Source organism: Collinsella sp. AF19-1LB (assembly GCF_003459655.1).
In the GTDB taxonomy this organism is placed as follows: domain Bacteria; phylum Actinomycetota; class Coriobacteriia; order Coriobacteriales; family Coriobacteriaceae; genus Collinsella.
On the sequence record NZ_QRWO01000030.1, the window covers coordinates 24,443 to 34,005 of the forward strand.

The 9,563-nt window shown below is 59.2% G+C and carries 14 protein-coding genes and 1 pseudogene; all 15 read left to right on the forward strand.

The genetic code is table 11. The features are described from left to right. Nucleotides 1-7 precede the first annotated feature (7 nt). Entirely contained in the window at nucleotides 8-1,222 is a 1,215-nt protein-coding gene (locus DWX39_RS09055; RefSeq protein WP_117759516.1) for a PTS transporter subunit EIIC, read from the forward strand. Nucleotides 1,223-1,372: 150 nt separating this feature from the next. Then, nucleotides 1,373-2,527, forward strand: coding sequence for a cation diffusion facilitator family transporter (locus DWX39_RS09060; RefSeq protein WP_117759518.1), 1,155 nt, complete (start codon nucleotides 1,373-1,375; stop codon nucleotides 2,525-2,527). Nucleotides 2,528-2,566: 39 nt separating this feature from the next. Continuing rightward, nucleotides 2,567-3,193 carry a histidine phosphatase family protein gene (locus tag DWX39_RS09065; protein WP_117759520.1) on the forward strand — a complete coding sequence of 209 codons (627 nt, stop codon included), beginning with the start codon at nucleotides 2,567-2,569 and terminating at the stop codon, nucleotides 3,191-3,193. Between the two features lie 449 nt (nucleotides 3,194-3,642). Then, nucleotides 3,643-4,263 (forward strand): 50S ribosomal protein L3, encoded by a 621-nt coding sequence (gene rplC, locus DWX39_RS09070; protein ID WP_089572481.1) that lies wholly within the window; start codon nucleotides 3,643-3,645, stop codon nucleotides 4,261-4,263. A gap of 46 nt (nucleotides 4,264-4,309) precedes the next feature. After that, nucleotides 4,310-4,936: a 50S ribosomal protein L4 gene (gene rplD, locus DWX39_RS09075; protein WP_006235032.1), complete on the forward strand. Its 627-nt coding sequence runs from the start codon at nucleotides 4,310-4,312 to the stop codon at nucleotides 4,934-4,936. Further along, nucleotides 4,937-5,224: a 50S ribosomal protein L23 gene (rplW, locus tag DWX39_RS09080; protein WP_022094197.1), complete on the forward strand. Its 288-nt coding sequence runs from the start codon at nucleotides 4,937-4,939 to the stop codon at nucleotides 5,222-5,224. Between the two features lie 179 nt (nucleotides 5,225-5,403). Continuing rightward, a complete protein-coding gene (gene rplB, locus DWX39_RS09085) occupies nucleotides 5,404-6,234 on the forward strand; it encodes a 50S ribosomal protein L2 (protein ID WP_055250219.1) in 831 nt (276 codons plus the stop codon). Nucleotides 6,235-6,266: 32 nt separating this feature from the next. Further along, a complete protein-coding gene (rpsS, locus tag DWX39_RS09090) occupies nucleotides 6,267-6,527 on the forward strand; it encodes a 30S ribosomal protein S19 (RefSeq protein WP_006235035.1) in 261 nt (86 codons plus the stop codon). Nucleotides 6,528-6,541: 14 nt separating this feature from the next. Continuing rightward, nucleotides 6,542-6,913, forward strand: coding sequence for a 50S ribosomal protein L22 (rplV, locus tag DWX39_RS09095; protein ID WP_006235036.1), 372 nt, complete (start codon nucleotides 6,542-6,544; stop codon nucleotides 6,911-6,913). A 6-nt stretch (nucleotides 6,914-6,919) separates the two neighbouring features. Continuing rightward, nucleotides 6,920-7,630 (forward strand): 30S ribosomal protein S3, encoded by a 711-nt coding sequence (gene rpsC, locus DWX39_RS09100; protein WP_006235037.1) that lies wholly within the window; start codon nucleotides 6,920-6,922, stop codon nucleotides 7,628-7,630. Further along, nucleotides 7,630-8,025, forward strand: a pseudogene (rplP, locus tag DWX39_RS09105) (50S ribosomal protein L16); the annotation flags it as partial. The gene rpsC and the pseudogene rplP, both read left to right, overlap by 1 nt. 107 nt (nucleotides 8,026-8,132) lie before the next feature. Continuing rightward, nucleotides 8,133-8,348, forward strand: coding sequence for a 50S ribosomal protein L29 (rpmC, locus tag DWX39_RS09110; protein ID WP_006235039.1), 216 nt, complete (start codon nucleotides 8,133-8,135; stop codon nucleotides 8,346-8,348). A gap of 16 nt (nucleotides 8,349-8,364) precedes the next feature. After that, nucleotides 8,365-8,625, forward strand: a complete 261-nt coding sequence (gene rpsQ / locus DWX39_RS09115) for a 30S ribosomal protein S17 (RefSeq protein WP_006235040.1) — start codon at nucleotides 8,365-8,367, stop codon at nucleotides 8,623-8,625. 118 nt (nucleotides 8,626-8,743) lie between these two features. After that, nucleotides 8,744-9,112, forward strand: coding sequence for a 50S ribosomal protein L14 (rplN, locus tag DWX39_RS09120; protein WP_006235041.1), 369 nt, complete (start codon nucleotides 8,744-8,746; stop codon nucleotides 9,110-9,112). Between the two features lie 13 nt (nucleotides 9,113-9,125). Further along, nucleotides 9,126-9,431: a 50S ribosomal protein L24 gene (gene rplX / locus DWX39_RS09125; protein WP_006235043.1), complete on the forward strand. Its 306-nt coding sequence runs from the start codon at nucleotides 9,126-9,128 to the stop codon at nucleotides 9,429-9,431. Nucleotides 9,432-9,563 lie beyond the last annotated feature (132 nt).

Below are 9,563 nucleotides of genomic sequence, written 5' to 3' on the forward strand. Positions count from 1 at the left end.
GCGTTCCATGTCACAAGTTTCTAACACCTCGTTTACAACGACGGTCTCATCAAACGCCATGGCCGTGGTGGACTATCTGTCCAAAAGCATGATGTCGGCGCTGCCGTTTATTGTCTGCGCGGCGTTGTTCCGTACCGTCGCCGTCATTATGGGCGAAGGCATGCTGGGCCTGTGGTCTGCCGATTCCGAAATCTATCGCCTGTTCTACAGTTGGCTCTATAACGCCGGCTACTACTTTTTGCCCATTTATCTTGGTTGGGCGGCTGCCCGCCAGCTCGGTTGCTCGGAGCAGCTGGGCATGATGCTGGGCGGCGTATTGATTGCGCCCGATCTGCTTAAGCTCGTCGATGCCGCATCGACGACGGGGGCATCGATGACTTCCGTGTATGGCCTGCTTCCCGCGCCGGTCAACGATTACACGACAACTGTTATCCCGGTTCTCATCTCGGTGCCCGTGCTATGGCGAGTGGAGTGTTTCTTTCGGCGCGTTATCCCTCAGGCCGTGGCGTTTTCGTTCGTTCCGTTTGCAACCATGCTCGTTATGGTTCCGGTTTCGCTGTGTATTACGGCGCCGGCGGGCAGCTATCTGGGCATGCTGTTGGGCCAGCTTATGTTTATGCTTGGCAATTCCGGTGGCATCGTGTCGCTGCTCACGCTCATGGGGCTTGCCGCGGGCTGGGAGTTTCTTAAGATCGCGGGCGTCAGCAACGTTGTCCTATCGCTCGCCTATGCGCAGTTTATGAGTGTGGGAACGGATTCGTGCATCCTGATCGCCGCGACGATGGCAACGTTCGCCGTTTGGGGCATGCCCTTTGGCGCGTCGCTCCGCGTTGCGGATAAGGACGAGAAGGCGCTCATGCTGGGCTATTCAATCTCGGGCGTTCTTGGCGGCGTAAGCGAGCCGGCGCTGTACGGTTGCGGCTTCAAATATGGCAGGTGCCTGACGTGCATGGCCATCGGCGGCGCCGTCGGAGGCCTTGTTGCGGCCGTGGGCCACGTTACGGCCTATACCATCGGCATGACGAATGTCCTCATGGTCATTGGCTTTGCCACGGGCGGTATCTCGAACCTGCTGTGGTGCTGCGCTGCCGGCGGTGTGGCATTTGCGGTGTCTGCGGCGCTGAGCTACTGCTTTGGCGTGGTGTCGGCGAGGGGGCGGGCGGCAGAAGACGAAGTCGATTCGCCCGAAACAGTGGCGAGCGCTGCTGAAGCAAGCGTATAAACCTGTGCGACAAAAGGACGATTCCTTTGTCATGTTCCAAGGTCGTGGCCCGTGTGGGTTGCGGCCTTTTTGTATCTGTGGGGCAAAGTGGCTACACTACAATCCGTTTGAGCAATAGATATATAGGTAGTACCGTGGGGGCGGATATAGATGGTCGAGTGGATTGTTAAGCGTGCGCAGGGCGACCGTGCACGCGTGGGTACGTTGACGGGCATGGTGTGTATTCTCGCCAATGTGGCACTATGCGCTGCGAAGGGTGCAATTGGCGTGCTGTCGGGTTCGGTTTCGATCGTGGCAGATGCCATGAACAACCTGTCCGATGCCAGCTCGAATATCGTGAGCGTGCTGGGCTTTAAGCTGGCGACCAAGCCGGCCGACCCCGAGCATCCTTACGGCCACGGTCGCTACGAGTACCTCTCGGGTCTAGTCGTGGCGGCGCTCGTGCTGCTCATTGGCCTCGAACTGGTAAAGTCCTCGGTGGAGCGCATCATCCACCCCGAACCTGTCGAGTTCTCGCTTGCCCTGGTGGCAGTCCTTGCGCTTTCGATGGTCGTTAAGCTGTGGATGGCGGCCCTCAACCAAAAGCTCGGCGATCGTATTGAGTCCGAGACGCTGCATGCGACCGCTCAGGACTCAAAGAACGATGTCCTAGCCACGGGTGCTGTGCTGGCGTGCGCAATTGTTTCGCAGGTGACGCACATCAATCTTGATGCATGGGTCGGCCTTGCCGTTGGCGCCTATATTGGCTGGAGCGGCTTTGAACTCATCCAGGATACGGTGAGCCCGCTTTTGGGCCAGGCGCCCGATCCTAAGCTGGTTAAGCACATTCGAGACAAGATCATGAGCTACCCCGGCGTTTTGGGCGTCCACGATCTGATGGTTCACGACTACGGCCCGGGCAGGAAGTTCGCAAGCGCTCACGCCGAGATGGCAGCCGAGGCCAGCCCGCTGGAAAGTCACGACACGCTCGATAACATCGAGCAGTCGTTTAGAAACGAAGACGGAATGATCGTCACGCTCCATTACGATCCCATCGTGACCGACGACCCCAAAGTGGCGAGCATGCGTCTGCGCATCAACGCTATGGTTCAAGAGATCGATAGCCGCCTTTCGATTCACGACCTGCGCTGTGTTCCGGGTCCCACGCATACTAACGTGATCTTTGACTGCGTACGTCCCTCGGATTTGGCGATGAGCGCCGAGGACCTAAAGCGCGCGTTGGCGAAACGTGTCGAATCCGAATATCCCAAGTCGATTGCCAAGATTACGATCGACGAAGACTACGTAGACCATACCCACGAGTAGGGCTGCGCCGGTAAAGCAACTGATGCAGAAGGGGAGAGCATGAAGAAGCTATATCTACTCCGCCACGGTCAAACTGAGTTCAACGTCAAAAAGCTGGTCCAGGGCCGCTGTGATTCTCCGTTGACCGTCCTGGGCCGCAAACAAGCGGGAATGGCAGCCGCGTGGCTCAAGGACCACGGCGTCGTTCCCGACAAAGTGGTCTCTTCGCCCTTAGGCCGAGCCATGGACACGGCAAGTCTCGTCGCAATTGAACTCCTCGGCCCGGACACAGCGGTCGAGCCCTGCGAAGGCATCATCGAGCGCAGCTACGGTACCTTCGAAGAAGGCCCCCACGACGCCCTGCCCACCGATGTCTGGGACCCGGGCGAGGACCTGGTCCCCTTCGGAGGAGAAGGAAGCCGCGCACTGCAGGAGCGCATGGTAGGCACCCTCACCAATCTCATGGGCGCCGAGGGCATCGAAACCCTCCTAGCAGTAAGCCACGGCAGTGCCAGCCGCCAATTCATCAAGGCTGCAGCCCCAGAGGGCTTCGATCTCCCAGCAAAACTCCCCAATTGCGCCATCATGATTTTCGATTTCGAAGAGGAAAAGTCGGGAGAAGAAGGCGACGCGCCCCAATCCAAGTTTATCTTGCAGCAAATCATCGATCCTCAACAAAGTAATTAGCTGAGCGAGCAGAGTTAAGCAGACATCAACGTGTCGTCTCCCGAGCACGGCGGAGGGCCGGAGAAATATATTAAGGTCATCGCGAGTTCCGCACGCAAAGGAGAGCACTTAATGTGCTCTCCGTCTTGCGCAGGACTGTAGAGCAGGGACCTTAATATATTTCTCCGGCCCTCCGCCGTGCTCGGGAGCCATCCACGCACTTTACCTGCGTAAACAATGTGAGTGAAATATGAATCTCGATGGATACGCCCGCAGCCGTGTATACTAAACAGCTGTGTGTAACCAGGGGAGTATTCTGGCTGGACAAAATGCCTGCTTAATAGGGTTGTCAGGTAGTCCGGGCGAAATACAAGGCTGGGGAGCACGTCGTGTAAGTAGTGGTCCTCTAGGGGCGTACGCTCGGTGGTGTACGCATTGTCCCAAGACCACGCGAGAGTTGGGATCATATCTTGATCAGCATGATTCTCGGCCGCAAGATTGGCATGACCCAGGTTTGGGACGAGAACGATAACGTCGTTCCCGTCACGGTCATCCAGGCTGGCCCCTGCGCTGTCTCGCAGGTTAAAACTCAGGCAACCGACGGCTATGACGCCGTCCAGATCGGTTTCGGCGACATCAAGGCCAAGAACGTGAACAAGCCCATGGCTGGTCACTTCGCCAAGGCTGGCGTCGAGCCTGTCCGTTTCCTTCGTGAGGTCCGCGTCGAGAACGGCGAGGAGCACAAGGTCGGCGAGGTCGTCACCGTCGCTGATTTCGCTGATGTCGAGAAGGTCGACGTCATCGGTACCTCCAAGGGTAAGGGCTTCCAGGGTCGCATCAAGCGCTGGGGTCAGCGCCGCGGTCCTATGACGCATGGTTCTCACTTCCAGCGTCACCCCGGTTCTATCGGTCAGTGCGCCTATCCTGCGCGCGTCCTCAAGGGCGTCAAGATGGCCGGTCACATGGGTAACGAGCGTGTTACCGTCAAGAACCTTTCCGTTGTCCGCATCGATGCCGAGCAGAACCTCATCTTGGTCAAGGGCGCTGTCCCGGGTGCCAAGAATGGTCTCGTCGCCATCCGTATGGCCTAAGGGCCCAGCCCATTTAGCCCAGCGTCATACCAAGGAGAACACTTAAATGGCAAAGTTTGAAGTAAAGAACAGCGAGGGCAAGAAGGTCGCCGAGGCCGAGCTCGCCGCTGAGGTGTACGGCATCGAGCCGAACATCCACGTTATGCACCACATCGTCAAGTGCCAGATGGCCTCTTGGCGTCAGGGCACCCAGTCTGCTAAGGGTCGCTCTGAGGTTTCCGGTGGCGGCAAGAAGCCTTGGCGTCAGAAGGGCACCGGCCGTGCCCGCCAGGGTTCCATCCGTGCTGCCCAGTGGCGTCACGGTGGCGTTGTCTTCGCCCCCAAGCCCCGTTCCTACGCTAAGCGTATGAACAACAAGGAGGTCAAGCTGGCTATGCGCTCCGCGCTGTCCGCCAAGCTGGCCGATGGCGAGCTCGTGCTCGTCGACGACTACGGCTTCGAGAAGCCTTCCACCAAGGCTGCCGTCGCCATGCTCAAGGCTCTCGGCCTTGAGGGCAAGCGTCTGACCATCATCGTTCGCGATGAGGACGTCAACGCCTACCTGTCGTTCCGCAACATTCCCAAGACGTTCATCATCACTGCCGACGAGGCCAACACCTACGATCTCGTCAACAACAACGCTGTGCTGATGCCCGCCGACATCGCCGCTCACTTCGGGGAGGTGCTTGCATAAATGACCGCCCACGAGATCATCATCCGTCCGATCGTGTCCGAGCGTTCCTTCTCCGGCATGGAGCTGAACAAGTACACGTTCGAGGTCGCCAAGGATGCTAACAAGTATCAGATCAAGGACGCTGTCGAGGAGATCTTCGGCGTCAAGGTCGTTCGCGTGAACACCCTGACGGTCAAGCCCAAGACCAAGCGCGTGCGCTATGTCGCCGGCAAGACCCGTTCTTGGAAGAAGGCCATCGTCACGCTGGCCGAGGGCGACACCATCGAGGTCTTTGGCAACCAGGCCTAAGACTCGCTGCTGTTGAGTGAGCTCATGCCTCCCAAATAGGGGAGGCGAGAGCTCAAGGTTTTGGGCGTATAAAATGGACACGCCCGGAACCGTGTATACGTCCGGTGTCATCGCACCCGAGGCAGAACCTCGAATCCCTGTCTGCGATGGCTAACGGATTCCTATTGAAAGGGATTGTAATGGCTGTAAAGCACCTTAAGCCGACCTCCGCTGGTAGGCGTTGGCAGACGATCTCCGACTTCTCCGAGATCACCTGCACCAAGCCCGAGAAGTCTCTTCTCGAGCCCCTGCCCAAGAAGGCCGGTCGTAACAACAACGGCCGCATCACCACCCGCCACCAGGGCGGCGGCGTGAAGCGTCGTTACCGCGTGATCGACTTCAAGCGCAACAAGGACGGCGTGCCCGCCAAGGTTGCCACGATCGAGTACGATCCGAACCGTTCCGCTCGCATTGCTCTGCTGCACTACGCTGACGGTGAGAAGCGCTACATCCTGGCCCCCAAGGGCCTCGAGGTCGGTCAGACCATCATGTCCGGTTCTGACGCCGACATCAAGCCGGGCAACGCTCTGCCCCTCGCCGACATCCCCGTCGGTACGCTCATCCACGCCGTCGAGTTCCAGCCGGGCAAGGGCGCTGCTATCGCCCGTTCCGCCGGTAACTCCTGCCAGCTGATGGGTAAGGAGGGCAAGTACGCTATCGTCCGTATGCCTTCCTCCGAGATGCGCCGCATCCTCGTTACCTGCCGCGCCACCGTCGGTGAGGTCGGCAACGCCGACCACGCCAACATCGTCATCGGCAAGGCCGGCCGTAAGCGTCACATGAACGTGCGCCCGACCGTCCGCGGTACCGTCATGAACCCTGTCGACCATCCGCACGGCGGTGGCGAGGGCAAGAACCACACCTCTGGTCGTCCCTCTGTTACCCCCTGGGGTAAGCCGACGAAGGGCCTTCGTACGCGCAAGAAGAAGAAGGTCTCGAACCAGCACATCATTCGTCGCCGTAAGAAGTAATTTCGGATACCGAGTTTTAGGAGAAAGCACTTATGAGCAGAAGTCTCAAAAAGGGCCCGTTCGTGGAGACTCGCCTTCTCTCGCGTATCACCGCGATGAACGAGGCTGGCAAGAAGGACGTCGTGAAGACCTGGTCCCGCGCGTCCACCATCTTCCCCGAGATGGTTGGTCACACCATCGCCGTCCACGACGGCCGCAAGCATGTGCCCGTGTATGTTACCGAGTCCATGGTTGGTCACAAGCTCGGCGAGTTCGCGCCGACTCGTACGTTCCGTGGCCACAAGGCCAAATAGGGGGTTAACCGTAAATGGCAACTAAGTCTATTGAAACTGAGGCCACCGAGGTTCGCGCCGTCGCTAAGTACGTGCGTGTTTCCCCCAGCAAGGCCCGCCTGGTGGTCGATCTGATCCGCCGCAAGCCTGTCGCTCAGGCCTTCGACATCCTCCACTTCTGCGACCGCGCCGTCGCCGTGGATGTCGAGAAGGTTCTCCGTTCCGCCGTTGCGAACGCCGAGAACAACAACGGTCTGCGTGCCGACAACCTGGTTGTCGCCGCTGCCTATGTTGACGAGGGTCCGACGCTTAAGCGCATCCGTCCCCGCGCCAAGGGTTCCGCTTCTCGCATTCTGAAGCGTACTTCCCACATCACCGTCGTCGTTGCTCCTCGAAAGGAGGCGTAAAGCTGTATGGGTCAGAAAGTCTACCCCACCGGCTTCCGTCTTGGCATCACCGAGAACTGGCGCTCCCGCTGGTTCGCAGAGAAGGATTACGCTAAGACCCTCGGTAACGATCTCGAGATCCGCAAGTACCTCGAGAAGCGTCTTTCCCGCGCAGCTGTCTCCCGCGTCGAGATCGAGCGCGCTGGCGACAAGGTGAAGGTCATCATCCTCACCGCTCGCCCCGGCGTTGTCATCGGTAAGAAGGGTGCCGAGATCGATACCCTCCGCACCGAGCTCGAGAAGGTCGCTGGCGTCTCCAAGGGCCAGCTCTCCGTCGACGTTGTCGAGATCAAGCGCCCCGAGCTCGACGCCAATCTCGTTGCTCAGTCTATCGCCGAGCAGCTCGAGGGCCGCGTTGCCTTCCGTCGCGCCATGCGCAAGGCTGTCCAGTCTGCCCGCAAGGCCGGCGCTAAGGGCATCCGTATCCAGTGCTCCGGTCGTCTCGGCGGTGCCGAGATGGGCCGTCGTGAGTGGTACCGCGAGGGTCGCGTGCCTCTGCACACCCTCCGTGCCAAGATCGACTACGGCACGGCTGTCGCCAGCACCACCATGGGCGCTTGCGGCGTGAAGGTCTGGATCTACCTGGGCGAGAAGCTCCCGGGCCAGCCTGTTCCCAACCCTGCACTCGAGGGCTCTTCCCGTCCTCGTCGTCGTAACTCCGAGAGGAGGGGTCAGTAGTGCTTGCCCCTAAGCGTATTCTTCACCGCAAGGTGCAGCGTGGCTCCATGAAGGGCCAGGCCAAGGGTAATACCGAGCTGCATTTCGGCGAGTTTGGTATCCAGGCTCTCGAGGCCCATTGGATCACCAACCGTCAGATCGAGGCCGCTCGTATTGCCATGACCCGCTACATGAAGCGTGGCGGTCGTGTCTACATCACGATCTTCCCCGATAAGCCCATCACCAAGAAGCCTGCCGAGACTCGCATGGGTTCTGGTAAGGGTAACCCCGAGGAGTGGGTGGCCGTCGTCAAGCCCGGCCGCATCATGTTCGAGGTCAAGGGCGTGCCCGAGGAGGTCGCTCGCGAGGCTCTGCGTCTTGCACAGCACAAGCTTCCCATCAAGACCAAGATTGTTGCTGCCAAGAACGCTGAGCAGCGCATCGAGAAGGAGATGGCTGAGGAGGCCGCTCTCGAGGCCAAGTGGGCTGCTGAGGACGCCGCCGCCGCCAAGGAGGAGAACTAATGAAGCCCGCAGAGATTCGTGAGCTCTCGGACGCTCAGCTCGTTGAGAAGCTGAAGGAAATGCGCGCCGAGCTCTTTAACCTTCGTTTCCAGATGGCCACCAGCCAGCTGGACAACACCGCTCGCGTCAACACCGTGAAGAAGGACATCGCTCGCGTCCTCACGGAGCAGCGCGCCCGCGAGATCGCAGCGGAGAAGTCCGCTGTCGCCGAGTAGGACCTAAGGAGAGAACATGACTGATTCGCGTAACTCGCGTAAGGTCCGTACGGGTGTCGTTACCTCCGTCTCCGGTGCCAAGACCATTGTTGTCACCATCACCGAGCGCAAGCGTCACCCCAAGTACGGCAAGATGATGACCAGCTCCAAGAAGCTGCACGCTCACGACGAGGAGTGCACGGCTGGCGTGGGCGACACCGTCCGCGTTATGGAGACCCGTCCTATGTCCAAGATGAAGCGTTGGCGCCTCATCGAGGTCGTCGAGCGCGCTAAATAAGCAGTCGCTCTTACGACTTGTACGTTTCCGAAGATGTGCGTATGCCTGGCTTGCATACCACAGGCCGTATAAAGGCTGCGCACCTCTCTTCGGTTCTTAGTTCGGAGGAACATCTACCATGATTCAGATGCAAACCATGCTGAACGTCGCCGACAACTCCGGCGCTCGCAAGATTCGCTGCATCAAGGTGCTTGGCGGTTCCAAGCGTCGTTATGCAGGCATCGGCGATGTGTTCATCGGTGCTGTCCAGGAGGCTACCCCTGGCGCCAACGTCAAGAAGAAGGACGTTGTCCGTTGCGTCGTCGTTCGCACCGTTAAGGAGATCCGCCGCAAGGATGGCTCCTACATTCGCTTTGATGAGAACGCCTGCGTTGTCATCAACAACGATGGTTCGCCCGTCGGCACCCGTATCTTCGGGCCCGTCGCTCGCGAGCTTCGTGACAAGAAGTACATGAAGATCGTCTCGCTCGCTCCCGAGACCCTGTAGTTAGGGGAGATATATGTATATCAAGAAGGGCGATAAGGTCCAGGTTCTCTCTGGTAAGGATCGCGGCAAGCAGGGCGTTGTCCTGCGTGCTCTCCCCGCCGAGAACAAGGTCGTTGTCGAGGGCGTTTCGGTCGTCAAGAAGGCCGTCAAGCCCAACGCTGCCAACCAGCAGGGCGGCATCGTTTCGCAGGAGGCTCCCATCGACGCCTCCAACGTCAATCTCGTCTGCCCCGAGTGCGGTAAGGTTACCCGCGTCGGTCACGAGAAGGACGGCAAGAACAAGCTGCGCGTCTGCAAGAAGTGCGGTCACAAGTTCTAAGCTGCCCGCAACATCAAGTTGCTAGCAAAGGCCCGGATGCCACGGCACCCGGGCCTTTTTCTATCCCTACTCATTGCACTCATTGGGGACAGACTTAATTTGAACTGCGTCCCGAATCTTGGCCTTCTTTAT

Excerpts from the sequence above, each read along its gene's own strand:
- DWX39_RS09055 (WP_117759516.1), top strand. The coding sequence starts at position 8 with ATGTCACAAGTTTCTAACACCTCGTTTACAACGACGGTCTCATCAAAC.
- DWX39_RS09060 (WP_117759518.1), top strand. The coding sequence starts at position 1,373 with ATGGTCGAGTGGATTGTTAAGCGTGCGCAGGGCGACCGTGCACGCGTG.
- DWX39_RS09065 (WP_117759520.1), top strand. The coding sequence starts at position 2,567 with ATGAAGAAGCTATATCTACTCCGCCACGGTCAAACTGAGTTCAACGTC.
- rplD (WP_006235032.1), top strand. The coding sequence starts at position 4,310 with ATGGCAAAGTTTGAAGTAAAGAACAGCGAGGGCAAGAAGGTCGCCGAG.
- rplW (WP_022094197.1), top strand. The coding sequence starts at position 4,937 with ATGACCGCCCACGAGATCATCATCCGTCCGATCGTGTCCGAGCGTTCC.
- rplB (WP_055250219.1), top strand. The coding sequence starts at position 5,404 with ATGGCTGTAAAGCACCTTAAGCCGACCTCCGCTGGTAGGCGTTGGCAG.
- rpsS (WP_006235035.1), top strand. The coding sequence starts at position 6,267 with ATGAGCAGAAGTCTCAAAAAGGGCCCGTTCGTGGAGACTCGCCTTCTC.
- rplV (WP_006235036.1), top strand. The coding sequence starts at position 6,542 with ATGGCAACTAAGTCTATTGAAACTGAGGCCACCGAGGTTCGCGCCGTC.
- rpsC (WP_006235037.1), top strand. The coding sequence starts at position 6,920 with ATGGGTCAGAAAGTCTACCCCACCGGCTTCCGTCTTGGCATCACCGAG.
- rpmC (WP_006235039.1), top strand. The coding sequence starts at position 8,133 with ATGAAGCCCGCAGAGATTCGTGAGCTCTCGGACGCTCAGCTCGTTGAG.
- rpsQ (WP_006235040.1), top strand. The coding sequence starts at position 8,365 with ATGACTGATTCGCGTAACTCGCGTAAGGTCCGTACGGGTGTCGTTACC.
- rplN (WP_006235041.1), top strand. The coding sequence starts at position 8,744 with ATGATTCAGATGCAAACCATGCTGAACGTCGCCGACAACTCCGGCGCT.
- rplX (WP_006235043.1), top strand. The coding sequence starts at position 9,126 with ATGTATATCAAGAAGGGCGATAAGGTCCAGGTTCTCTCTGGTAAGGAT.